We start from the raw sequence: 23,973 nt of genomic DNA, 5'->3' as shown, positions 1-23,973 counted from the left end.
CCGCCTTGCGGCGGCTGATGGGTTCGGGTTAAGCGCGGAGCGCGTCGCTGCACAGGGCTTCCGGGTATGACGAGTCGCGCATTGGCATGACGATCAAAGACGCGCACCTGATGCTCGGATCGGTGATGCCGCCAATACCGAACATGGCCGCCACGTCGCCGCCAGTCACCGGAATCAGTGAAGTGGCCTTGCCGCCGAATGCCTTGCAAATTACACCGGCCGCCTTCACTACGCCTTCGAGGACGGCAGGCGCGAATCCGGACAGCTTGAGTTCGTTCGGCTTGGACACCGCAGCACGCCAGTCCGGGTAGGTTCCATCAACGGCAGCAAACTCAATGGCCTGGCCTCCGCGCTCCGCCTTGAACCGGCTGGCATCGCCCACGGCGCTGAAATAGACATCGCCCTTCATCTTGGCGACCAGCTCGCACGCATTGCGCGGCACGATGATCTTGCCAATGTCCCACGGCAGGCTGGTACGCACCACAAGCATGCGGTGGCCGTCTGTAGCAACGATGATCGCACCATCGGCGTGCGACTCAATCAGCACGCCATTCAAGTAGAAGCGAACGTCATTCTTGGGGGCCACATGCAGAGCGGCGGCGATCAGGGCGGAAGGAATTTTGTTCATAGCTTTCTCCGGGCAACAAAAAAGCCGCCTTGCGGCGGCTTCGGGGGATTGGGGTAGGGCGCTGTTAGAGGAACAGCTTGGTCAGCGTGACGATGCCAGCCACAAAGGCCGTGGCGACCACCAGCGGATACCACCGGGTCTCCATCATCAGCTTGTCGCTCTCGCGGTTGATCTTGCGAATCTCAGCGGTGAGCTTGCGCACTTGCAAGTCCTCCAGTGGTCCATTGGTGCTCATGGTAGCTCCAAAAAAGACCCGCCGTCACACGTCGGCGGGGTGTGGAAAACCGGGTTGACGAAAGGGGATCAGATGACAACGGGGGATGGACAAGGCGCAACTTGGGTGCGGTTCTTGTGTGCCTGGCGCTCCCGCTCGTTGAGTCGGGCGCGGTGCTCGCGGATGCCGCGGCGGATGCAACCGGCCACGTAGTAGTCGCGGGCGGTCATATCAAACGGGATCATCGTCATGGGTTGCTCTCCAGTGAATCGGACCACCAAAACGCCCCATCACAACGGTAGGGGCGCTTTGGCGGTCAGACTCATGCTCGTAAGGCATGGAATCTGACCGTCGCCAGCTTCCGGGAGCGCCTCCAGCTCGCCTAGGAATCCCGTACAGATGGCCCCGCTCTTTCTGGCGGTGACCCGGTATCCGTGGCGGCCTTCATCGGCCCTTACACTTCCCGGCGCGGCTAGTGTTCCCAGCTCCCCGCGTTCTGCCGTGGGCGGCGCTCCTGCCTGCCCCTTTCCTACTGTCCCGACCGCACCCTGCGGCCGTTGTTCGATGGTGGGCATTATGCCCTTTTGCTCCCGGTTTGTCAATCACTCCCGGTAGGGGGATGGTTGAGCCGGACGTTACCTGCGGTGCGCTTAGGGGCCTTTGGGGCTAGTCCTCAGTGCTGGCGGGATAAGCTCTAGGTGCTGTCGATCCATCGGTCGCACGTCTGTCGCCGCCTTTTCCGCTGCCGCCGTGTTGCTGGCGACGGGTATAGATTAGATCAATCCCCGCATGGCTGTCAATACCCCGATGGCAACGATTTTGGATGGTCGCAGGGAGCGCCTAGCGCGCGTGGGGAGCTTCTATAGGCGGGGCGGTAGGGATGCCCGTGGCGGGCCTTGCGTGGGCCGTGGTGGCGCATTGGCTGGCCGTGGTGGGCGGCAGGTGGGCATAGGCCGGGGCAGGGTGCGCCGAGGTGGTCGGCAGGTGTGCCGAGGTGGTGCCGAGGTGGGCGCGTGGCGGTCGGGGCAAAAAGACAGATAGGGACAGACAGAGGCGCGAACGTTTGAGCGCGGATGTCTGCAGGTTGCCCAGGTGTCGCATGGGATAGCCTAGGCACTGGATACCTAATCCGGTGGTTCACCTTTGGAATCAGTAGGTTAGCCGAGGTGGTGGCGCCGCAGGTGACGCGAAGGGGGCGCATCGTGCCTTACGCTACAGGGGGCGACCCCCTACGGGGGGTGATCGCGCCGTTCCAAGTAGTTGGATACTCCTTCGGAAATTTGCCGCAAACCTTTCGACCACCTCTGTCACTTCGAGGAGACGTTATGTACGCCCGCCGATACACGATAAGAACCGCTACCGCGATCACCGTCCTGGCCTTAGTGCTCGCAGGACTCCCTGCCGCGTACTTTCAGACCGGCGTAAGGAGCGCTGAGGAGTTGCGTTCCTGGAACGAGCAGATCATCGAGAACGACGCCTCGCCGCAGGTGTTGGTTGATGAGGCGGTGCGGACGTTTGACGCCGCGACGAATGACCTCATCAGCAACCGCAATTCCCGCAACCTGTTTCTCCAGCTCGCTTTGGGCATCCCGGCGCTCGCTTGGATTGGTGCGGGCGTGGTGCTATGGGTCATCAAGGATGGGACGGAGGTCTAGTCCGCCGCAGTGGCACCCAAGGAGGACAGAGGAACACCCCAGGAGTGCATAGGAGAACTGTAGCTCTACTTGATGGTGAATACCAATGAATAGAACTCTATAGTCCTGCTAGAGTAATACTTAGGTCTTACTATGATAGCACCCTTGTCAAGCCCTCCCAGTGCTCCGTGGTCGAATAAACTTAGCGGTTGGCATAGACATTACAACGAGCATCTATGGCATCGCTCAATACCCTCCTCATTCGCTTGGCGGCGCTGGTCACTGTCCTCTCGCTGGTCTGTGCTGGAGTGCCCGCCGCATATCAGCACGCGAAGCTTCGAGCAGCACGGGAGCTGGTCGAACGTACCCGCGAGGTCATAAACGATGACACGACCGCGTACAGCGTGGTGGCCGATGCGGTGCCAATTCTGGATTCTGCACTGACTGAGGCCGCGCAGCACGAGCACATGAGAGGCCTACTCGTGGAATTCACGATTGGCGTCCCGCTGATCGTTTGGTTTGTCGTCTTGGCTGTAATGTGGTGGTTCAAGGATGAAGAATTGGCGTGATAGCTGAACTGTTCACTTTCAGGTAGAGTCGTTTCCTGTCTTTTAACTGGCCGTCGTGTACGGTACGAACCGTTTGGGGAACGTAGGCGTGGGAGAACGCGCGATGGCTACGGATGCATACAGCCAGGGTCGGCTCGGCTCGTTGTTGGTCATGGAAGATGATCCTGACCTCTCAGGGATGTTGAAGGAAATCCTGGCGATGCAGGGTTACGAGGTCGATGTGGTCGCCTCCGCTGCCGATGCATTCGACCGCATAGAGGCGAAAGCATTTCACGCGGCGATCTTAGACATCCAGACGCAGGACGGAGCATCAATGTCCGTCGCCGATTACCTGCTGTCGCACCGAATTCCCTACATGTTCGCGTCCGGGGTGCCGAACCCGCAGCTCCCTGACGCTCACCAGTGGGCGACCTTTCTCCCGAAGCCGTACCGCATCAAAGAACTCATGAGCGCCCTTGATAGGACTCGCCAAATCGGCATTCCTGTTTAGGCGCGTCCATGCGCCAGTAGTTCAGGTCCGGCGTTTTAGGAAACGCTTTGTAACCGTGTCGTAGGTCTGCACCGGAGGACCGCTGTAGAGGTCCGTCGAGCAGGCCATGAGGACTGCTTCGGTCGCGTTATGGCCTGCCTTCATGGCGGCCAGGGCAATCGCACCACCACTACCGGCGACGAGGAAGTCGCGCCGGAGGTCGAGAGGGAGACCGTCGTGGTAGAAGGCCACCGGGTTGTCCCGCAGGCCGACCACGAGGATCGTGTACTCGCCCTTGGTCAGTTCGTCGAATCCCTCCGACAGCTCGCGCACGGCTCGCTGGATGTGGGAAGTGGTGCCCGCGCCGAACACCACCAGGTCGCGCCCGGTGGTGTCGGTGGTGCGGTAGAACTTCTCCTCCTCGTACCGCAGATCACCAGCGGTGACCTGCGAGTCGATAGCAACGAGCCGGCCGTCAAAGGCCAGCGTGGTCACTGCTTGATGTGCTCCCGCCAGTAGCTCGGGGTGAACGCAGCCCACTCGATGTCGTTCACGTCATCCCACAGGCGCTCCGCGGCATTCCGCAGGTGCTCCCACAGGCCGCCGAGGACGACGTAGGGAAGCGCCAGGAACACGGCGACGAACAGCCAGCCGGTGTAGGTGCGACGGGAGGTCTCGCGCAGGCTCTCCAGGAGCCACTGCGAGGCGAGGGCAGTGCGCAGCGCTGCGTACCCCTTGGCGCGCTCGTAGGCGCGCACCAGGCGCTCGCTGGCGCGGTTGTAGATGGTCTTGATGGTCACTTGGAGTTCCAGAGTTTGACTTCCGCCTCGCGGCGGTCGATGAGGCCGGGCAGGTCCGTCAGCACGCCCTTGACGCGACCCTTGGTCCATCGGCGGAGCTGTGCGGGCACCGCCGCGTAGTCGCCCGCGTTGAGCACGCGGAGCAGGGTGGAGCTGGCGAAGTTGCCCTCGCCGAGGTTGAACACGAAGTCGATCAGAGCGGCTTCCTGCGGCGCGCTGAGGGGCACGCGCACGTATCGACGGACGACCGTAGCGGCCTTGGAGAGGTCAGCCTCCAGCAGCTCCACAGCGCGTTCCTCGGTGATGCGGAGGCCAGGCTTCACGTCACTGCCGGTGTGGCCGTAGCCGATGGTCCACTTGTCTGCGGGGCACAGGTAGGCCACCAGGCGCAGACCCTCCGACTTCATCGTCAGAGGGCGCGCGAGCTGGACAGCCTGGCTCACACCGGGGCGTAGGGGTTCGACTGGCCGCCCTGGGTGTGGCAGCAGGGAGCGTGGTTGCAGTCGCACGGCGTTACCGGCGCGGGTGCGCTCGGGCCGTCGTTGTCGTCGTCGTTCTTGCGGCGCAGGAACAGGTACAGCAGGGCAGCGGCGGCGAGCGCCATCAGCCACGCAGCGAGCGTGTTGGACATTGGGTCTCCTACAGGATGTCGAGGTAGTTGTCGGGTGACGGCATGCGGCCGGTCACGGACTGGATGAAGGAGGCGTACTCGCGGTCGAGCAGCTCCTCCAGGTAGCGCTGCTCCTCCTTGGACACGTCTCGGGAGAGCTGGTCGGCCCAATACTTCACGGCCATCGCCAGCGCTTCGAGGCGGTCGTCGTGGCGCAGTGCGCCGCGGTCGCGCGTGATGCGCGTCAGCTGATAGAACAGCTGGTACTTCTGTTCGGACTTCTGATCGGCGCGGATGATCGAGGCATCGACCACCAGGCGATGCTGGTTCAGCACCGGCTCCAGCACGTCGATGATTCGGTTCTCCTTCGAGGTGCCGTAGTGCTTCACCTCCTCGATGGAGCACGGGTACACGCGCGCCAGGACGCCGGAGAGCATCTTGGCGAACATGCCGTCACCGAAGTTGGCCTCAATGAGGACTGCGGAGACCTTCTCGGCGCGCGCGATGTGCGCCAGGGTCTCCAGCGTGTCGTCGTCGTAGCCGCCCTTGGTCGCGCCAGCACGGCGCGCGTAGAGCATGCCGCGAAGCATGCCGACGACCGCATAGCCGGTTTCGTCGCCGCCTCGGCCCGAGGGGTCGATAGCGAGCACCTTGCCGGTGAACTCCTCCATTTCCGAGGCGAGGTACATGGGCCGGTACAGGCGGTCGCCAGTGAAGCCCACGGACGGGATGTCGCTGACGATGTACTCCGGGCCGCTGCTGTAGACCACGCGAATCGGAGCGACCTCGCGGTCCACGTCCATCACGATCAGGTCGGACAGCTTGAGCGGGTACTTCTCGGCGTCGGACAGCGACGCATCGAGCATGAACTGGAGCATGAAGCCGGAGCGTCCGTAGGACGCCTCGCGCTCCATCAAGTCCTCATCGGAGAAGCGGACGCTCTCGCAGTTCTTCCAGGCGAGCTTGGGGTTCGCGTCGAACGCATCGGCGATCATCGGCGCGAGGCGGTCGCCGTACACCTGGCGGTGCTTGGTGTCCTTCGGGTAGCGCGCAGGCCAGATGCGGATGACGTAGCCGCGCTCGGGCAGCTTGTTGTAGAGCGACTCCTCGGTCTGCGGAGTGCCGAGGTAGATGATCTCGCCACCTGGCTTGAGCACCGCGTCGAACTCCTTGACCAGCTCGGCGAGCTTCTCGCGCTGCACGACGGTCATGGAGTTCTTCGGGACTTCGATGTCGTCCGCGATGATGGTGTCGGCGCGGGAGCCGGTGAGCTGGCCGTTGATGCCGACCGACTTCACCGAGGGCGACTGATCGGGCTGCGCGGGACCGACATCGAACGCCAGGTTCGAGTTGCGCTGGTCCGGGCGCGGGCGCAGGTGTTGCAGCTCAGGCAGGGTTTCGATCAGGCGCTTGACGAACACCGAGAACGCATCGGCGCGTTCCTTCGATGCCGAGACCACCATGATCTTGTGCTTGGGGTCTTTCCAGAGGAGCCAGCAGACGTAGGCGGCCGTCACCCAGGACTTGCCGACGCCGCGGTACGCCATGATGACGCGACGGCGCGGGCCGGTTTTCAGGAACTCGCAGATGTCGTACTGGATCGGAGTGGGGCTTGGCAGCCCCAGCTCCTTCCAGACGTACCAGGCGAAGTTGCGGAAGTCCTCGAAAGGGTGACGAACGTGGAGGCTCGTCATGCCCTCCATCAGTTCAGCCGCCCATCCTCAGCGGGATCGAACGGGAACTCGGACACCTTGTCGGCCAGCTTGCCCAGCGGTGAGCCGGGCGGCGTGGCCGCAACGTCGATGCCGTTGTCCTTGAGAAACTGCCGGGCCACGTTGAGGATCGAGGCCAGGCCCTTCGCGTCCGACTCCATCGAGTCGATGGTGTCGGCGAGCTTGTCCGCGACTGCGGCGTGCAGTCGCTCCAAGGCATCCTTGGGGGCGGTCACTTGTTGACGACGCGGTTCAGTACGGTCTCCAGCGCGGACGTGCCGAGCGACGCCAGGATGCACGCGAGCGCGACCTGGGCGACGAAGGAGACGCCGGGGATGAAAATGACGATGGCACCAGCGGCAAGGCCGGTAGCGCCGGAGAGGATTGCGCGGCCGAGCGCCTGCTTCCAGGTGATCGGGTCGTTCGACGTGAGCATCTTTGCGATGCCCACGATGAGGCCGACGCCCGCGAGAGCGCCGACCAGCTTCACTTCATCGTGCATTAGGTCTCTTGTAGGTGGTAAGGGCGTTAGATCGGAACGCCGAAGCTGTACTCGTAGCTGCCGCTCAAAGTGATCTGCGTTACGCCGTCGGTGACGGCTACGGTGAAAGTGCCCATGCGGCTAGTGTTGCGGCCAGATGCGGTCACGGTTCCGCCGAGGCCGCTGCCGGAGATCGAAGCGCCACCGTCCACCGTGCGAGAGATCACCGAGTAGTTGCCGGTGCCGCCCGAACAGCTAACGGTGAACGATCTGCTGATCGTGCCGCTGGTGTTCTGCGGCCAGCTCCCCATCAGCCAGCTCGGCGACAACGACGCTTGGAACGGCGTCGCCTTGACCGCGTTGTAGAACTGCGAGGCGTAGAGCGGGCCGCTCGTGGGTACGCCGTAGTTGGCAGGAACGTCGGGCACCAATCCAGCGCCCCGGTAATACTGGTGCGCGTAGATCGGATACCCGCCGCCGAACTCGGCACGGATCATTTCCCAGGAGATCGCACCGGAGCCAGGGAGGGCCATCAGGCACCTCCCCGCAGCTCTGCGACTTCCTTACGGAGCGCCTGCACCTCGGCAATCAGGAACGGCACGGCCTTGTCCCACAGGATCGTCTTGATCCCGTTATGCTCGGACTCGTAGACCATGTACGGCAGAACCTCCTCGACTTCCTGCGCGATTGCGCCGTACTCGTGCTTGGCCGAGTAGGTGAAGCCGGGGTTCAGCTCCTTGATCCGTTCGTCGTTCCAATCGAACTCCCGCACTCGGAACTTCGAGAAGAAGTCGTCGACCGCAGTTCGCGCGATGGGCGCGATGTTCTCCTTGAGACGGGCGTCCGAAGCGTAGGAAATGCTGTTGCTCTGACACTGCCAGTCGTTGTTATTGTTGCGGAAGCAGGCCCAGGCGAAACTGTTAGACGCGAGGAAGCCCAGGTTGTTGTCGTTACAGTGGAGCCAGTGAGTCGTTCCGAGATCGGTGTCGTAGAAGGTAATGGTCGGGGAGGTGCTTTCCAGGCGGAGGTCGCCGTCCGCACCGCCGCCCGACGAGATCAACACGCGCTTGCTGCCGTAGCTGCGGATGTACGAATTGTCTTGCATGAACCAGCCGCCGCCATGCGGCTCCGAGTACCAGCCGGTGCCGGATTGCTGCGAGCGGAACCAGCCCGCGTTGAGGTAAATCTGATCGCCAGCCGTCAGGCGGCCCGCGATATTCGCAGCGCCGTTCCAGTACAGGTTGTACCAGCTGTTCGTGTTCACGCGGGTGATCGAGCAGACGTCATCGCCAGCGCCGTTCGTTCCGTGGATGTACACGGTTCCCGCTGCACCCATGCCGGTCAACCGCAGAGGCGCGGAGTAGGCCAGAGTGACCTGTCCGGTGAAGGTTGCGCCGCCCAGGCTCGCCTTGCCGTCGAGCGCAGCTTGGAGGCCCGTGACGTTGGCAATGGTGTGCGTGTGGCTCACGTCTGCCTTGCTGGCGGGGTTGAAGGTGCCCGAGTGCCAAACAGCGTTGCCGTTGATCTTGATCGCGGCCTTGGCCGGATCGATCTCGATCACGTTGTTGGTCTGCGCCGCTGCGATCTGGAACCTCTTGGCACCAGTGTTGTCATACAGCTGGAGAACGGTCTCAGCGGCCGTGCCCACCTGCTTAAACGACCACGAGCGTTCGCTGTTGAACGTGAGTAGGTCGTTGCCGTCCCCCGCAGAACCAACGCCGACAGGTCCAGTGAAGTTCGCCCCGGACAGGTTCGCCTTCGCGTCCAGCGCCGCTTGCAGGCCCGTGACGTTGGCGATGGTGTGCGAGTGCGACGCCGCGGCCTTACCGTCGAGCGCAGCCTGGAGGCCGGTCACGTTGGCGATGGAGTGCGTGTGCGACGCCGCCGCCTTGCCGTCGAGCGCCGCCTGCGTCGCGGTGCTGATCGGCTTGTCGAGGTCGGCGGTGTTGTCCACCTTGTCGAGGCCGACCTGCGCCTTGGTGTGCGTGTGGGTGCTCGGCGGGTAGGTCGTCGGCTTGCCGGTGACGTGGGTGTTGAAGTCCACGTCGTTGCGGGTCGCCAGCGCGCCCAGCCCGCCGATGTCGCCAGCCACGAGGGTCACGTCGCCCTGCTTCCCGGCGACGCTGGTTACCTGATCGGTGTTGTCGATCTTCTCCCAGGTAGCGCCGTAGAGCGCCTGGTCGCCGACTCGCCAGTGGATGTCCCCCACGGTGCCTTCGCCGACGACCTTGTAGAAGTGACCCTTCACGGGGTTCGCCGGGAATGCCCCGGTGCTCGCGTCCCACGACCCCATGTAGATCAGGGAGCCGGTAGCCGCAGCCTGAGCCTGGGCGGCCCAATGCTTCGCCGAGAACTCGCCCGGCGAAACCTCGGTGCCCTGGGGAGCGTTCGCGTACAGGTTCGCCTTGTCGCGGGCAGCCTCGGCAGCGGTCTTGGCCGACGATGCGGTCTGCGCTGAGGTGGAGGCGGCCGACGCCGAGCCGGACGCTGCGGAGGCATGGCCGGCCGCGGTTACCGCCGAACCAGCCGCTTCGCTGGCCTTGGTGGTGGCGATGGACGCCTGGGCTTCCGCCCGGTTGGCCTGGGAGGTTGCGCTGGTCACCGAGGCGGCAGCAGCGGTTGCGCTGCCAGCTGCGGCGGTCTTGGAGGCGGCGGCCGACTGCGCGTCTGCCTCCACCAGGTCTGCCAGGTCCGTCATTTCCACCAGCACGGCCGCCGAAGCGGCGCGCGAAGCGTCAGCAGCGTTCGCCGCCGCCCTAGCCTGCGACATCGAGTCACCGGCCGAGGCGGCAGAGGCCGACGCTGCCTGCGAGGATGCTGCGGCATCAACGGCCGAAGCACCGGCCTCGGCTGCCTTGGTTGCCGCCGCAGACGCCGATGCGCTTGCTTCGCCAGCCTTTGCGACAGCGGTAGCCGCCGCTTCGGCCGAGGCGATAACGTCGTCCTCGATGCTGGCAGCAGATTCCGCAGCCCGCACGGCGGACGCCTCGGCGGCGTCGGAGAAGCCCAGGGCTTCACTGGCAGACTCGGCCGCTGCGTTCGCCATGCCGGTTGCCACGGACACCAGGTCGCGTACCTGCACGACCGAGCCGGTCAGCTCGTCGGTCATTGCCGTCACGTCCTTCTGGAGCTGCGGGAACGACGGTAGCGTGTGGTTGACGCCGAGGCCGTCCGTGACAACGACAGTGCCTTCGTCCTGCGTCAGCAGCGAGATCATCTGATTCTCGCGGGTATTCCAGCGGTCAACTACTTTCGACAGGCGAGAGGCCAGTTCCGAGTTGGAGACGTAACCGGGATTGTTGCTCATGCGTTTGAGGATTTTCTATGTTGGTTAGCGAATGCCGAATACGTAGCCGCGAACCGAGCGGACGATTCCGTTCTTACGCAGGCTGTCGAGGTCTTGAACAATCAGAAGGCGAAACTCGGACTCGGAGCCGGTCTGATAACCGGCGCCGCTGATCTGCCCGTAGCGGCCCATAGGGATCGCGGTCGATCCGGACGAGTAGATGCCGTCCATGCCCGCGCGGGTGACGTCGAGCCAGACGGAGCCGACACGCTGCTGTAGTACGTACACAGGGCAGTAGGCTTGGTCGTGGACGATACTGAGGTTGATTGCCGGGATGTGCTGCTCCCCGGCAAGCAGCGGCGCAGGAAGCCAGAAGCGCATCACCTCGACTTCCTCGCGCGGGCCACCAAGGTTGACTGCACCAGACCAAGTGATTGCTGCGGCGGCCTGGAACTGACCGACGACATTGGGCGCGTTGACCTTGCCCCGGAAGAATGCACCACCGCCTCGATCCACATAGAAGACAGCATTGTTGGCGGTCTTCACGCCGGAGCCGATCCAGAGGGGCCAGTCGCCCAGGTTGGAGATTTCGACCCGGAACTCAGCCGCGTTAATGACGTTGCCGTTTCCGTCGAGCGAGTGGGTCTTGAAGGTGCCGCCGTTAATCGTGCCAGCGTTCGCGGTGAGTGCCGACAGGCTGTTCACTCTGAGCTTGTCCGCAGTGATGGTTCCATCCACGACGAGGGCGCCTTGGATGCCTACGGTGGACTGGCCGCCCACGCTGCCAATCACGAACGGGTACTTCACGCTCGCCAGGTTGCCGCCCTGAGTGTACTGCGGGTGGACGAAGGCGAAGCGGTCGGCCGTGACGATGAAGTCGCTGCCCGTCGCAGGATTCGCTGACAGGGCAATACCTGCTACGACAGGGACGCCGTTGACAGTGCCTGCGTTGATCTTGACCGAGTAGTTCGCCTGCCACTGCCCGTACATGCCAGCGTGTTCGCCTGCGACGACGGAGAAGTTCTGCTGGAGCGTGGCGAATGCGCCGTCCTTGAACGCCTGCACCTGGGTGCTTGCGATGGACTGTGCCTGCTCTGCGGTGATCTTGGTGGACTGGAGCTGCTGCACCAGCGCACCGGTCGGTGACGTGGTGTCGATGTCGGCCTTGCGCCAGCTCGTGCCGTCCCAAACGTGGGTCAGGTACGCGCCGGTCTGACCGGTCTTGATCCAGAACGTCGGGACCTTGAAGCCGCCAGCGGGAGCCGTGGGCTGCGTCTCGGAGAAGATCGTCGGTGCGGTGGTCGTCTGGAGCGTGGACACCTGGGTTGCCAGGGCCTCGCGCGCGGACGCCTCAGTGTCGATGCGCTGCTCGAAAGCAGCCGACACGGCGGCCACCTGGCCGTCGATCTCGTTGGCGATGCCCTGCGGGACGTTCGCCCCGTAGCTGGCCGCCATCTGCTGCCGGAATGCCGTGTTGGCACCCTCGGCGGTCGTCAGGGCTTCCGTGGTCTGCGCCAGGCCAGCGATGTTCTCGCCGTGCTGGACCACTGCGGTCTCCACGTCGGAGACGCGCGCCTTCGTGGCGTCCACCTCGACCATCACGGCGTCGCGCATTTGCACCACGCTGTCGTCGATCTGTGCGCCGAGGCGTTGCTCGGTGGCCGCGCGGGCTTCCTCGGTGGTGGATTCCACCTCGTCGATCCGCTGGTTGAGCGCTGCGGACACGACCTCGCCGTTCTGGACGATCTGAGCTTGCAGCTCGGTCAGCGCCTCGACACGCGCCGAGGTCTCGTCTGCGATGGCCCGGTTGACCTCCAGGAACTGAGCCTGGTTGCTCCGCTCGCTGGTATCGACACGCGCGAACAGGTCGATGACCTGCTGGGCGATGACGCGGTTGCCCTCGGTCAGCAGCCCGATCTCGTGGGTTGCCGTGCTGATCTTGTCGCCGTAGTCGCGCTGCACGTCGAAGAACTCGTGCGAGCGCATGATCTCCTCCAGGATCGCCTCGGCGTTCATGTCGATCAGCTCGATGCGCGTCAGGAGGTCCTGGAGTGCGGGAGAGCGGAGGAGCTGCTCGATGATTGCGTTGAGGTCCGAGGAGCCACCGCCGTTGCCGGGGGTGCCACCGGGGAGGCCGCTACCGCCACCGAACTCGGCGAGTTCTTGGTGTGCGTACAGCAGTTGGCGGAACGACTTGGACAAGTCGCGCGCCGGGAGGTTTGCGCCTTCCTTGTAGTTGACCAGGAGGGCGTCAATCGGCGTGAATCGCCGGATGGTCACAGTGTAGGGTGCGTCGAGCACGCCATCCTGCGACGGAATCTCGATGGTGCTGGCGTCCACCCACGACACGGAGACAGCGCGGGCCGCGTCCGGTTCACCGACGAACGCCCGGATGTGTTCGCGGGCGATGTACGGGAACGGCACGGTGAACCGCGTAGGGCCTCCCTCGTAGGTGTAGAGCACGAAGGAAAGGCCGCGCGATAGTTCGATCATGCGTTCTCAAAAAGGTGGAGGCCCCGAAGGGCCTCCTGGTTACGGTCGATCAGTCCCGTCCTTGCGGTCTGGGAACTGCTGTAGGGCTTGATCCGCGATGTTGCGGACGCCCGTCATGTTGTTGAACCACCAAATCTTCCAGAAGTCTCGCATCTGCTTCTCGGTGATCTCCTCGTCGTCGCGGATGGCCGAGCCGATCATCCGCGTGCTGCCGTAGACCTTGTTGAACAGGTCGATGGACGGGAAGCCCATCACGCCGTTCTCCAGGCCGGTCGAGCGGTTGTTGGCGAACACCGGGTCGTTGCCCAAGGCGTCCGCCCACACTGCGTCGGTGACGGCGGGGATCACGTTCGACCAGCTCGATTGCGCGACAGCGTTCTTGTAGAAGTTCTCCTGTGTCAGCTGCTTCTTTCGCTGTTCGGGGTTGCCCGCAGTGTTGATGTACGTGCGAGCCGCCCAGCCCATGCCTGCTGCCGAGGTGGACAGCACGACCATTGCGTAGGTGCGCCAGTCGTCGTAGTGGTGGACGGAGTTCAGGAAGTGGCGGGTGTAGCTGTTGACCATGAAGCTGCGGAACTGCGTGACGATGCGGCCGGTGGTGGAGTGCATCAGCTCGATGCTGTCCGAGGCGTCACCTTCGAGAACCTGGTGTCGCGTCACGCGGAACAGGAAGGCCGCCATCCGCTCGCGCGTCTGGAACGGCAGCTTGTCCGGGTCGATCTGCTCGATCTGCCGTTTGCCTTTGAGGTAGCCGAACACGTCGGCCTGGGCCTTCTCGTCGAGGCCCCAGGTGCGCAGGCGGGCCACTTCGGCGTCCGACAGCTTCTTGGCGTTCGCCATGTCCAGCAGCCGCAGCAGCGTGGCGCGACCGGCGATGCGTTGGAGCATCGTGTTGATCGGGGCCATGCCGGATGCGACCGAGGTGACGTGCGTCGCCATGTTCATCGCGTTGTCGATCTTCTCGCCGTGCTTGACGTTGAACGTCTGCGGCACGAGCGCGTCCTCGTCCAGACGCAGGAACGGCGGGTTGCGCAGCCAGTCGGTGCCGGGTGCGAACAGCCGCTCCATCACGCGCGCCTCCTGCGAGGACAGCTTGCCGTCAGCACCACGCACCAGGAAGTCGCGTGCGGCACCCACGGAGTTCCAGAAGTTGCGGAGACCGGCATGCGCGATGGTCGGGCCAAGCTCGGCGAACAGCGAGAAGCCGACCTGGTTCATCACGCGGGCGAAGTTCCAGTTGCGCAGGAACCGCGCGTAGCGTGCGCCACGGCTGGCGGGATCGAGTTCGGTGCTGCGGCCGAAGGTGGACTTGAGGCCGATGTCGATCAGGCGCTCGATGTCCTTCACGTCGTCGCCGGACTTGCGGGCGTCGCTCTTGAGCTTTGACACGAAGCGGTCCAGCTGTGCTCGGTTCTTGATGCCAGCCTTAGACGACAGCGCCGACCAGCCGGTGATCTCGCGCATGTAGCGGGTCATCACCGAGTCCACGTCGTTGTCGAACAGGTCGGCCATCGAGACCTGCACGTCCTCGCCAGCTTCGTTGCGGATGGTGGTGGAGTAGGTCTCGTCGAGGTCGATGCGCTTCTTCGCGCGGTCGAGCTTGCCCGACTCGTAGGTCTTGCGGTCCAGCTTGGACAGCAGCTCTTGCGACCGCACGGGCGAGACGCCCGCCTCGGTCAGCATATTGCCGATCTCCTCGACCGAATCGCTGTCCAGCGGGCGGACCAGCAGGTCCATCCCGTCGCCCTCGAAGTTCGCCTGAGCGCGCTTGAGGTAGGAGCGTGCAACCGCACCGAGCAGCTCGTCGTCGATCTCGTCGCCTTCGTCGGCGACGGCCTCCCATGCGCGTCGCATGGCGGGCTTGATGAGCTGGTCGATCACGTCGTCCTGGTGGAGCTGCATTTCGCCGAACAGGCGCTTGAAGCCCTTGCCGCTCCAGTAGCGCGGCAGGTAGTTGCCGTTCTGCGCCACGTTGGCGAAGCCGTCGAGGTTGCTGTCCTGCGCCAGCTTGAGCGCATCCCGCATCGCCTTGGCGACGCTTCCAGCAGCCTTGGCGGCTTCCGGTGACACGTCCGGCGCGCCGCGCACGGCACGGCCGACCTCCTCGTTGAACTTGGCGCGCTCGGAGAAGTTCCACCAATGCGTGCCCGTCCGCTGCTTGTAGGCGTCCCACGCGGCGTTCACTCCGCTCCGCCATTCCGTCTCCATGACGGCCAGGTGGCGCTTGGCGAACTCGGTGGTGGACTCCTGGACCGCGACGGAGCGATCGGTGTAGCCGACGCCATCACGGAACAGCAGGCGGCCCGCCTCGCGCACCAGCGGCGACTTTGCGCTACCCATGCGGGCAGCAAGGTCGCGGCGGACGGTGGCGAAGTGGGGCGTGATGTGCGCGTTGACCAGCGCCTTGTCGGTGAACTCCTGCTCGAATGCGGTCTCGTTGCGCAGCGGGAGGACGCCTGGCGTCGGGTCGGTGGTGGCGGTGCCAGCAACGCGGGCGGCCGACAGCGAGTCGTCACCAGCCAGCCGCTTCACCACGTCAGGCTTGACCTCGCCATCGAACAGGGCACCCCGGCGAGCGCCGAGGGCACCACCGAACGCGAACGACAGGGCGGCGCTCTGCACGCCATCCGCGAGCGTCTGCTCGGGGTCGTAGGTGGAGGTTGCGGCCGACATCAGCGCGGAGGTGCCCGCAGCCTGTAGACCGGAGCGCACCGCGTTGGCGAGGCGTCCGGCCTTGGCTGCGTACCCCAGGCCGCCCGTGGCGAGATCGAGGCCGGTTGCCACCGGGTCGGTGAAGCCGAGGGCGATCTGTCCGCCCAGGCCAAACTGCGCCAGGTCGTCGTCCGCCATCTGATTCATGAAGGCCACGGATTCCAGATAGGAGAGGTGCTCGTCGGAAGTGGCCCGGCCGAACAGCTCCCACTGCTCCGGGCGCAGGCCCATCGACTCCCAGCGCTTGCGCGCGTCTGCGGGAATGCGATAGCCCTGCTGCGGCTCGTAGCCCAGCTCGGTGATGAAGCGGTCGATGAAGCCGATGCCGCCCTTTGCCTGGGCAGCGCCCCATCCGTCCCATACGGTCGTCTGATCCTTCCGGCGCTGCGCGGCCTCTCGCTGCTCCTTGCGCTCGCGCACGGCTTGCACGATGGGCTGCTGGGTTGCCGGCTTGACGATGTTCTCGTCTGCGCCGGGTAGGGATTCAAACATGCGGTCTTACTTCCTCGTCAGGTACTCCAGGAAGTCCTCGGGGACTGCCGGGGTGGTGGTGGTTTGCTTGGTGCCCGCGTTGGGGACCAGCGGCTTGGTGAGGTCGAACTTGGGCAGCTCGAAAGCGGGGGCCTCGGCGGCGCTGGCGTCGCGCTTGGCGATGGCCGCGGGGACTTCCGTGGTCGCCGACTGCGAGCGCAGGTCGCGGATGTTCCGGGACTGATCCGCCCAGGTGGTGCGCTGCTCGACCCGACGACGCGCCCGGGATTCCGCGAGGTCTCCCTTCCAGCGCTGGTGCTGTGCCGCGATGGCGCGCGGGTCGAAACCGATGGCGCGGCCGGTGTCAGGGTCGGGGATCAGCCAGTTGTCGGGGCCAACGATCTGCCACTGCCCCGGATTGCGGGGATTAGGTAGGGCCGACAGCTCATCCGGGTCGCGGCCGAGCTTGCGCGCGACCGTCTGGATCAGCTCGTCTACCGCTGGCTCGGCACCCTGCGGCATGCCGATGTTCGGCACGCGGCGGCCGTTGACGGTCGTGCGCTGGGCGTCGATCTGACCGACCGCTGCACGGATGGCAGCTTCGCCGGACACGCCACCGCGCGAGGCGATGCGCTCGGCTTCCTGGCGGATGCGGTGCAGCTCACGCGGGTCACGCGGCTTGCCGTCGATCTCCAGGTAGTCCTTGATGCCGGACTTCCAGGTGTCGTTGATGACCGAGCGGGCCTCCTCGACTTCGCGCTTTGGTTGCGTCAGGACGCGAGCGGCCTCCTGGTGAGACTGACCGCTGCGCCGGGTGTCGTAGAGGTACTGGTCCAGCATTGCGGCAGCCTCGCCGCCAGCGACCGTATCGGCGTACTTGGGCGAGACCTTGCGGAGCTGTTCGTACAGCGTCGCGGCGTTCTGGAAGTTCTCCTGGAACGCCGGGTCAGCGCGCTTGAGGATGCGTTCGAGCTGGGGGATGACGATGCCCTGCCGTGCCCACTTCTGGAGCACCTGGCCGCGTGCAGCCTGCGGGGTTTCCTCCCACTCCTTACCGGCCTGCTTCTTGAGGTCGGCATCGCTGATCTCGTAGGGGTTGCCCCCGGCGACCAGCTTGCGGATGCGCTCCTCTCGGGCGCGCTCCTTCGCTTCCTGCTCCCAGCGGCGGAGCGTCTGCTCCTGCTGGTTGTTCCAGTAGCGCTTGAAGGACTGGAGGTCGCCGCCGCTCAGGCCGAACTTGCTGGCCCAGGTGTCGATGGTCTTGTGGGTGAGCTGGCCGCGATCCGCGAGGCCCTGGAGCGTCCACTCCGCCTCGGCCATCGCCTGCTTGCGTGCCTCGTCCTCGCGGTGTGCGATTACGCGGGCACCAGCGGCAGCCGCCGCGCGCAGCTCGTCGCCGTGCTCGGTGTTCATCAAGCCTGGCTGGCCGTCGCCGCGGTCCTTCTCCAGGAACGCCAGGATCGACTGAGGATCGCGGTTGCCCGCAGCCAGCTCCTCCTTGGCGGCCTCGACGTAGAGTTCGTCCACGTCGCGCTTGTTGAGGTAGGCGTACTCCTCCTGATCCAGCATCGCGTACAGGCCGTTCATGCCCTCGGAGGTGAGGAACGTGCCGCCCTTGATGCCGTCGCGGATGATCGCGGTCAGCGACTCCTTCTGCCGCACCAGCATTTCCCGCATCGAGTCGGCCTGCCACTGCTGGCGGACCTGCTGCGCGGCGCGCATGGCGACCGGCATCAGGGCCTTGCGGACCTGCGGGTCTTGGAACTCGGGGTTCTGCGTCAGCGCCGCCATCCGCTCCTTGATGAGCGGCTCGATGTCGGTGCCGGGTTCGGCCTTGGCGATCTCCTTGGCCGCTTCGATCTGCCAGTCGCGGACGCGGATGATGCCGTCAGCCTTGAGGTAGCCGCGACGCCATGACTCCGACTGCTGGGCAACGAAGTCCTCGGCCTGCCGGGGCGTACCCTCGGCGTCCTCCTGCATACGTTGGGTCGCCGCGGCGGTGTACTGCTCGCGGCTGTTGGAGATCATCTGCGAGTTGACGGAATCCGAGACGCGCGTCAGCACCGCAGCGGCGGTGCGAGAGAGGGCACCGGCACCAGCGGAGGACGCCTGGTCAGCCTGCACCGCCAGAACGGGGCGCTCGGCGAGACGCTGCGGCACCTGCGCGCGGCGGATGATCTCTTGGGGTTTCGTGCGAGCCACGGGTTACTCGTCTCCGGGAATGGAATAGCGCTTGTAGGTTTGGATGTTGCTGTAGGCGTTCGCGCCTGACTGCATCACGCCGCCCAGCGCCTCGGCATTGCCGGTGCGGATACGAGCGCGTGCTTCGGAGCCGCTTTCGACGACCCCGTTCCTGCGGTTCTTCTCGATGAGGGCCACGTCACGGCCAGCCTGGGCCATGATGTCGTTCGCCAGCAGCTCGACCGAGTTGCCGGACACTGCCGCTTCTGCTGCGGAGGCGCGCATCGCGGATCGCAGTGCGCGGGCCTCCTCCATGCGCTGTTGGGTGCGCTCGGCGGCCTGGTCGTTGATCTGCTCCTGCTGACGCTCCGCGGCTTCCTCGATGGCCTTGTTGTTCTGATTCTGGCCGTACATGGTCGCCATCGCGCTGACTGCGGCGATACCGACCTGGACTGCTACGGGGTTGCACATGGGGTCTTGGTTACTCGGACGAAGGGTGTCTTGGCGAAGCCGTAGGCGGACTCGACGCCGCTCTCGCGGAAGCCAAGCCAGCCGAGCCATCGCCGCGTGGTGACGGCGTGGACATCGACGAAGTTGAAGATGGTGCCGAAGGTGGCCGCCCACTCGTCGCTGATCCGCCGAGCTTCTCGGAGGAACGTGCGGCGGAACGAGGGAGCCACCAGGGCGTCGGTGCCCAGCAGCCAAACCGAGGCGATACCCTCGGCGTGCTGGGTGAAGCCGAAGATGCACACGGGAGAACCGTCGTGCATCGCGGCGAAACTGCGGTCGCTCGCGGTCACTGCGTATGCGAGCGCCTGGAGCGGGGTGTGACCATGCGAAGCCGCCACCTCCAGGATGTCCTCCTGCCGCATGTTCTCGGCGACGTGGAGGATGTCGCTGGCGGTGGGGCTTCGATAGGTCAGGGTCATACTCGGCTGCGGGAGACGAACATGCCGCGCCACTGTGCTGACTGGAACCAGCACTGGAACGGCAGGCGGTTGACGAGGTGCATGCGGACGCTGTTGGCGTCGCCCAGCACGGGGAACCGGCGAGAGCCGGAGTGGAACGTCGGGGCGCTGGTGCGGAACACCGAATCGTTGAGGACGCGCGCGGTGTATGCACCGGAATGCGACGCCACGTAGGTCTCGACTCGGCCGTTGCCGTGCTGCTCGACCTCCAGCTCGAAGTACGCACCGTCCTTGTAGGCGACCTCGATGTCACGCACCTGCGTGCGGCCCACCAGCACGGCCTGGTTCTGCCCACCGCGAACGATGGGCTTGGTCAGGGTGAGTCGGTGCTCGTAGTCCATGCCGACGACCACGCGGCCCTCGGTGTGGTTACCGGGGAGCGCGAGGCGGGTGCGGGCGTTGTCCCAGCGCGCCTTGGTGATGTCCAGGTACGCGCCGGGGTCTTGCCAGTCGTCCGTCTTGAGGACGGTGACCGTCATGCCATCGGGCACGATGTAGGGCAGGTCGATCCAGGTCTCGTTGCCGAACTGCTGATAGGTGGGCTGCACCACCAGCATGCGGTCGAGCAGGAAGTTGTAGTCGCCCGTGGCGTCCGCGTCGTGCTGGTTGAGCACCATGCGGAACTTGAGCAGCTCGCAGCCGCCTCCCGGCGCTTCCGCGACGGCGTACAGCACGTCGTTGATGGCGTGCATGTGGACGATGCGGCCGACGCCGGAGATTGACCAGCGCGTCCATGCGGACTGCTGCTTCTCGTCGCCGATCCAGCGGACGAAGTAGACGTAGAGCTGCGCGTCGGTCGGCTCGTCAGGAGCGAAGAACACGCAGTCAGCACCACTTGCGCTCGCCATCGCTCGCATGCGGCCCGGCATCAGCTTGGGCACATGCGCGGTCACGTCGGCGGCGTCGCCGGTCACCGACAGGTCGTCGATGAAGTATTCGCGCACGCTTGCGTATGCGCCGCTGTCCTCGGTGAAGTACAGCGACTCGCCCATCAGCTTCGGCCGGATGTACGGCGAGCTGCTGTAGCTGTTGACCGGATCGCTCTTGACGTTCTTGGCGGCCAGGTACGGCTCGGCGGTCAGGAGGAACTGGCCGCCCGCAGCGGCAAGGAACAGGGCCGACTGGAACGGGACTGCGTGATAGAGCGTGGTGACGCCGTTCGACCCGCTGACGCTCACGTCGATTGGGTCGGCGTCGAGCACCTGGGTCACCGAAGTGCGCCAGAGGTTGAACGGATCGGAGACCTCGGACATCAGCACGTTCTCCCCGGCCAGGAAGCCCAGGCGGTCCCGGTGCTTGAACACCTCGCGGATGCGCTGGCCGTCGATGGACGGGAACGGGTTGCTTTGCTCGTCACCCGCGAGGCGCGCGGTCCACTCCGGTCCACCGAAGGAGAACCAAAAGCCGTCCGCATGCACCGGATCGGGGATGCGCTTGAGGATGTGCGGCATCGTCTTGGCATCGAAGCGGTGCTTGATGCCCGGCCGGGCGACCTCCAGGTAGACCGAGGAGGACTGCTTCTGGACGTAGTAGTCGTCGAACTGCGATTCGGACGAACCGATGATGTTGTAGATCGCGCCGGTCGGCACAACGGCCGAGCCTTTGTCACCGGGCTTCGGCAGGTCGGACATCGTTTGCGCCGATCCGTACAGTGAACCGGGCGACAGCTCATCGCTCTGCTTCACGTCTACCAGCCGGTTGACGATGAAGGTGGTGTCGGAGAACGTCGCCAGCGCGAAGCACGACCACGCACGCTGTCCCTGGGTGTCCAGGTAGTTGAGCGCGTCGCCCGTGGCGTTGACGGTGTATTCCTTGCCGGTCTCGTGGTCGAACACGCGGATGCTGCGGTGACCCACGGCGACGATGTAGCGCTCGTTCTCATCGCGGACGATGGAGTGGAAGGCACAGTCGTGATCGAGGGTGACGCCAAGGCCAGCAACGAACTCGGCGGGCGGGCGCTTGCCAGCGCCCATTGCGGCATGCAGCCAGGCGTTGATCGCCTTGGTGAGCTGGTTCGGCGAGCGGACGGTATCGTCCTGCTGCGACTCGCCTCCCAGGAACGAGGGATAGTCCCCCGTGATTAGCGGCATCAGCGGTCCCAAATATCAGACACGTCCGTCGAGCCACTGAGGAAGTTGTGGCCGCGGGCGTAGGTGAAGTCGGCGTGCTCCTGCGCGAAGATGAGGTATGCCTCCTCCTCGTGCTTCTCGGTGAACACGTAGAGCTGGTCGCTACCCAGCACGCTCGTCTGGAACAGACGCGCAGCGCGCACGGCGATGTAGCGGCGGGCCGACTCGGGCAGCTCCTCGTAGGCGAGGAACCAGGTCACGAAGTCGGCGGTGGGTGCCGACGAGAACGTGTCGGCGAGGGTGAGCGGGTTGATGAGGCGCGTGCCTCGGATCACCAGCGGCTCGCTTCCGCGTGCGGGGACGAGCTTGAGGATCGACTGCGGCGGCAGCACCTTGCCTTCCGCGTTGAGCGTGAAGGTGAACGACTCGCTGGTGTTGAACCACCAGCCAGCGGTTTGGACCTCGCGGCTCACCGCGCGGAGGGTGTCGCGCGCCTGCGAGGCGTACAGGTTGCCGAGCGCTTCGAGGTCGCTGATCGGCGCTTCGCCGATAGCACCGAGCAGCACGTTGACGGCTTCGAGTTCCGTGGTCGGAGTGAGTTCGAGGTTCATGAATTCGGGGCAAAAAAACGGGGGACACCCGTGTGGATGTCCCCCGTAGATGGAGAGAGATTGGAGTTGGGACGGGAGCCGACTTGACGATCTAGGTCTGCGGTGCCAGCTACACGACCGGGTACTCTATGAGTCCCGTCCCGGTGGAACTTACGCGGCCTTCGACAGCTCGATGGCACCGCGCGGAGCGAGGATGCCGTGACCCAGCGCGTACTTCGCCAGCATCAGGGTGCCCTGCTTCTCGCCCTGGTACACGTCCTCCAGGGACAGGTCCAGCAGCTTGAGGGTGCCGACAGCCGAGCGGTGGAAGATCACGCCAACGGTGTCCGCGAAGTTGCCGCGGTACTTGGCCGGGATCGAAGCCAGGGCCGACTCATCGACACGCGGCATCGCGTTGATCTTCACCAGCGGGATGCGGGCGACCGAGGAAATGATCGCCTGGCCGTAGGAGCCGTTCGATTCCGCGTTGATGTCGCGGTCGATCAAGTCCTTGTTCTCGGTCAGCAGATACCACTGAGCCGGGGCCAGTGCGCCAGTGAACTCCTGCGGGTTGTCCGGCAGCAGCTTCTCGTCGAACAGCATGCGGGCGTTGCGGAACGCATCGGCCAGCACGGTCGGATCGGAGGCCATCGTGGCGGCCTTGATGATGGCACCACCCGGCTGGCCTTCGACCTTGCCTTCGGTGGTACGAGCGGCCAGGATCGCGCAGCGCAGCTCGTTCTGCATGCGCTTGAGTGCCAGCTCCGCACCCTGCTGACGGGTGTACTCGGAACGCACGTCGAAGTGATTCATCGCTTCGTCGATGTTGGCGATGAAGGCGTGCGAGATCAGCATCGGATCGAGGGTGATGATGGTCTCGTTGTGCTCGACCACCAGGCCCTTGATCTCGGTGCCCGGCACATGGTATTCGGAGCCGATGGTGCCGACGTTCGGGAACGAGGCGGACTTGCCGCTCTCGATGTTGCGCACCGACACGCGGCCGTCCAGCTTGTAGTTCTCGACGAAGCTGGTGATGGTTTCAGCAGTGTAGTTCTGCTTGAACAGCGCCCAGGCGTCGCCGTTGGCCTGGGCTTGACCCAGGCGGGAGGGGATTGCGTCCGACATTTAGTCCTTGCTTGAGGTTGAGTGGATTACTTGAACAGCGGCGACGCGGCCAGGCGGGCGGAGACTTCCGCGCGGTAAGCCGGATCACGCTGGTAGCGCACATCGCGCATCGCTTCGACGACCTGCGCCTGCGACTGGAACGGCTTGGGGCCAGCATCGGCGTTCGATGCGGTCTTGCCATTCAGAAGGCGGCCGTTGCCGCCACGGAGGGCGACGAGGCCCTGGACTGCCAGCGCTGCGCGGCCGGCGTCGCCGGACTGCACCGCTTCGTTGAACGCCCGCTTCTGCTCGGCGCTCAGGTTGGTCTTGGCCCACTGGACCAGGCCGTCGTAACCGGCCTTGCCACCTGCGGGCGAGTAGACGGCGTTCTCGTAGGTCTGCACGCGAGCGCGCAGGCCATCGACATACACGTCCACCAGCTCCTTCGGATAACCGGCGTCCTGGAGCTTCTTGTAGCTCTCCTCGGACAGCGAGCCGTTCGAGTTGAACTCGGTGGCGAAGTCGTCCAGGTTCAGGCCAGCCCGCGCCAAGGCGTCACGCGCGTCATCCGCGGTGGCGTCGTCGATGGTCGCGGGGCCGCCCTTGCCACCCTTGTCGTCGGCTGGCGTGCTCAGTTCTGCGTAGGCGGCTTCCAGCTCCTCCACGGTCTTGTACTTGCCGCCGAACAGGCGCTCGCCATCGGTGCCACCCTGCGCGCCCTGTGCGGGCTGCTGGGTGTCCTGGGAGTTCTGCGGCGGCTGCTGACCTGGGGTCGGCTGGCCGTTGATGCCGTCAAGGCTGACGGTTACTTCGGACTTGCCCGGCTGCGACATTACTTGTCCTCGGGCTTGTAGTTGACGATGACCAGGCCGTTCGCCTTGCGGGTGATCTCGGCCTTGCCCTTACGCTCGACACTCGGAGCCTTCGGGGCTTCCTTGGTCGGCTTGGCGGGCTTCTCGGTGGTTTCGTTCGACATTGCGTC

Annotated in this window: 25 protein-coding genes; 3 read left to right on the top strand and 22 right to left on the bottom strand. The window is 64.9% G+C overall.

From position 1 onward, the window contains the following. Positions 1–28 precede the first annotated feature (28 nt). From ACM0PY_RS04460 to ACM0PY_RS04450, 3 genes are all read right to left on the bottom strand, one after another. Positions 29–628: a DNA polymerase III subunit beta family protein gene (locus tag ACM0PY_RS04460; protein WP_005412385.1), complete on the bottom strand. Its 600-nt coding sequence runs from the start codon at positions 626–628 to the stop codon at positions 29–31. Between the two features lie 64 nt (positions 629–692). Then, positions 693–863: a hypothetical protein gene (locus tag ACM0PY_RS04455; RefSeq protein WP_004154558.1), complete on the bottom strand. Its 171-nt coding sequence runs from the start codon at positions 861–863 to the stop codon at positions 693–695. Positions 864–931: 68 nt separating this feature from the next. Beyond that, entirely contained in the window at positions 932–1,093 is a 162-nt protein-coding gene (locus ACM0PY_RS04450; RefSeq protein ID WP_154267699.1) for a hypothetical protein, read from the bottom strand. 1,074 nt (positions 1,094–2,167) lie between these two features. Between ACM0PY_RS04450 and ACM0PY_RS04445 the strand changes: the two genes are divergently transcribed. The 3 genes from ACM0PY_RS04445 to ACM0PY_RS04435 all read left to right on the top strand — a co-directional run bounded on the left by ACM0PY_RS04445 (position 2,168) and on the right by ACM0PY_RS04435 (position 3,535). Next, positions 2,168–2,497: a hypothetical protein gene (locus ACM0PY_RS04445; RefSeq protein ID WP_032961796.1), complete on the top strand. Its 330-nt coding sequence runs from the start codon at positions 2,168–2,170 to the stop codon at positions 2,495–2,497. A 215-nt stretch (positions 2,498–2,712) separates the two neighbouring features. Continuing rightward, a complete protein-coding gene (locus ACM0PY_RS04440; protein ID WP_032961798.1) occupies positions 2,713–3,045 on the top strand; it encodes a hypothetical protein in 333 nt (110 codons plus the stop codon). A gap of 103 nt (positions 3,046–3,148) precedes the next feature. Next, positions 3,149–3,535, top strand: a complete 387-nt coding sequence (locus ACM0PY_RS04435) for a response regulator (protein WP_005409127.1) — start codon at positions 3,149–3,151, stop codon at positions 3,533–3,535. A gap of 21 nt (positions 3,536–3,556) precedes the next feature. Here the strand turns inward: ACM0PY_RS04435 and ACM0PY_RS04430 are convergent, their stop codons facing one another. From ACM0PY_RS04430 to ACM0PY_RS04340, 19 genes are all read right to left on the bottom strand, one after another. Continuing rightward, positions 3,557–4,009, bottom strand: coding sequence for a hypothetical protein (locus tag ACM0PY_RS04430; RefSeq protein WP_005412387.1), 453 nt, complete (start codon positions 4,007–4,009; stop codon positions 3,557–3,559). Then, positions 4,006–4,314, bottom strand: coding sequence for a hypothetical protein (locus ACM0PY_RS04425; protein WP_180886082.1), 309 nt, complete (start codon positions 4,312–4,314; stop codon positions 4,006–4,008). The genes ACM0PY_RS04430 and ACM0PY_RS04425 overlap by 4 nt, the downstream gene beginning before the upstream one ends. After that, complete coding sequence (locus tag ACM0PY_RS04420) at positions 4,311–4,757, bottom strand: lysozyme (RefSeq protein WP_049397868.1); 447 nt, start codon at positions 4,755–4,757, stop codon at positions 4,311–4,313. The genes ACM0PY_RS04425 and ACM0PY_RS04420 overlap by 4 nt, the downstream gene beginning before the upstream one ends. Further along, positions 4,754–4,945 (bottom strand): LPXTG cell wall anchor domain-containing protein, encoded by a 192-nt coding sequence (locus ACM0PY_RS04415; RefSeq protein WP_049434054.1) that lies wholly within the window; start codon positions 4,943–4,945, stop codon positions 4,754–4,756. The genes ACM0PY_RS04420 and ACM0PY_RS04415 overlap by 4 nt, the downstream gene beginning before the upstream one ends. Positions 4,946–4,953: 8 nt before the next feature. Next, positions 4,954–6,618 carry a phage terminase large subunit gene (terL, locus tag ACM0PY_RS04410; protein ID WP_235646857.1) on the bottom strand — a complete coding sequence of 555 codons (1,665 nt, stop codon included), beginning with the start codon at positions 6,616–6,618 and terminating at the stop codon, positions 4,954–4,956. An 8-nt stretch (positions 6,619–6,626) separates the two neighbouring features. Then, on the bottom strand, positions 6,627–6,872 hold the full coding sequence (locus ACM0PY_RS04405; protein ID WP_032961803.1) for a DNA packaging protein: 246 nt from the start codon (positions 6,870–6,872) through the stop codon (positions 6,627–6,629). Then, a complete protein-coding gene (locus tag ACM0PY_RS04400) occupies positions 6,869–7,138 on the bottom strand; it encodes a phage holin family protein (RefSeq protein ID WP_005412393.1) in 270 nt (89 codons plus the stop codon). Before ACM0PY_RS04400 ends, ACM0PY_RS04405 begins: the two co-directional genes overlap by 4 nt. A 26-nt stretch (positions 7,139–7,164) precedes the next feature. After that, a complete protein-coding gene (locus ACM0PY_RS04395; RefSeq protein WP_049447215.1) occupies positions 7,165–7,650 on the bottom strand; it encodes a hypothetical protein in 486 nt (161 codons plus the stop codon). Continuing rightward, positions 7,650–10,424, bottom strand: a complete 2,775-nt coding sequence (locus ACM0PY_RS04390) for a tail fiber domain-containing protein (protein WP_049451865.1) — start codon at positions 10,422–10,424, stop codon at positions 7,650–7,652. The genes ACM0PY_RS04395 and ACM0PY_RS04390 overlap by 1 nt, the downstream gene beginning before the upstream one ends. Before the next feature lie 24 nt (positions 10,425–10,448). After that, positions 10,449–12,896 (bottom strand): phage tail fiber domain-containing protein, encoded by a 2,448-nt coding sequence (locus ACM0PY_RS04385; RefSeq protein ID WP_049444473.1) that lies wholly within the window; start codon positions 12,894–12,896, stop codon positions 10,449–10,451. 39 nt (positions 12,897–12,935) lie between these two features. Continuing rightward, the gene (locus ACM0PY_RS04380) at positions 12,936–16,037 is read right to left on the bottom strand and encodes a hypothetical protein (protein ID WP_495493244.1); all 3,102 of its coding nucleotides are present in this window, start codon (positions 16,035–16,037) and stop codon (positions 12,936–12,938) included. Positions 16,038–16,106: 69 nt separating this feature from the next. Beyond that, positions 16,107–18,281 (bottom strand): hypothetical protein, encoded by a 2,175-nt coding sequence (locus tag ACM0PY_RS04375; protein WP_180895468.1) that lies wholly within the window; start codon positions 18,279–18,281, stop codon positions 16,107–16,109. A gap of 3 nt (positions 18,282–18,284) precedes the next feature. Beyond that, positions 18,285–18,683, bottom strand: coding sequence for a virion core protein, T7 gp14 family (locus ACM0PY_RS04370; RefSeq protein ID WP_049397861.1), 399 nt, complete (start codon positions 18,681–18,683; stop codon positions 18,285–18,287). A gap of 32 nt (positions 18,684–18,715) precedes the next feature. Beyond that, positions 18,716–19,189, bottom strand: coding sequence for a hypothetical protein (locus tag ACM0PY_RS04365; protein WP_049434065.1), 474 nt, complete (start codon positions 19,187–19,189; stop codon positions 18,716–18,718). Beyond that, a complete protein-coding gene (locus ACM0PY_RS04360) occupies positions 19,186–21,318 on the bottom strand; it encodes a phage nozzle protein (RefSeq protein ID WP_111007469.1) in 2,133 nt (710 codons plus the stop codon). The genes ACM0PY_RS04365 and ACM0PY_RS04360 overlap by 4 nt, the downstream gene beginning before the upstream one ends. Continuing rightward, positions 21,318–21,908, bottom strand: a complete 591-nt coding sequence (locus ACM0PY_RS04355; RefSeq protein ID WP_005412402.1) for a phage tail tubular protein A — start codon at positions 21,906–21,908, stop codon at positions 21,318–21,320. The genes ACM0PY_RS04360 and ACM0PY_RS04355 overlap by 1 nt, the downstream gene beginning before the upstream one ends. A gap of 150 nt (positions 21,909–22,058) precedes the next feature. After that, a complete protein-coding gene (locus ACM0PY_RS04350; RefSeq protein ID WP_111007468.1) occupies positions 22,059–23,012 on the bottom strand; it encodes a major capsid protein in 954 nt (317 codons plus the stop codon). 26 nt (positions 23,013–23,038) lie between these two features. Beyond that, the gene (locus tag ACM0PY_RS04345) at positions 23,039–23,824 is read right to left on the bottom strand and encodes a capsid assembly protein (RefSeq protein ID WP_164170926.1); all 786 of its coding nucleotides are present in this window, start codon (positions 23,822–23,824) and stop codon (positions 23,039–23,041) included. After that, the gene (locus tag ACM0PY_RS04340) at positions 23,824–23,967 is read right to left on the bottom strand and encodes a hypothetical protein (RefSeq protein ID WP_160314196.1); all 144 of its coding nucleotides are present in this window, start codon (positions 23,965–23,967) and stop codon (positions 23,824–23,826) included. Before ACM0PY_RS04340 ends, ACM0PY_RS04345 begins: the two co-directional genes overlap by 1 nt. Positions 23,968–23,973: the final 6 nt, after the last annotated feature.

Origin of the sequence: Stenotrophomonas sp. BR163, assembly GCF_047520985.2 — a bacterium.
Lineage (GTDB): Bacteria > Pseudomonadota > Gammaproteobacteria > Xanthomonadales > Xanthomonadaceae > Stenotrophomonas > Stenotrophomonas sepilia.
Note: the sequence above shows the minus strand (reverse complement) of the source record. Positions and strands in the feature narration are given on the sequence as shown.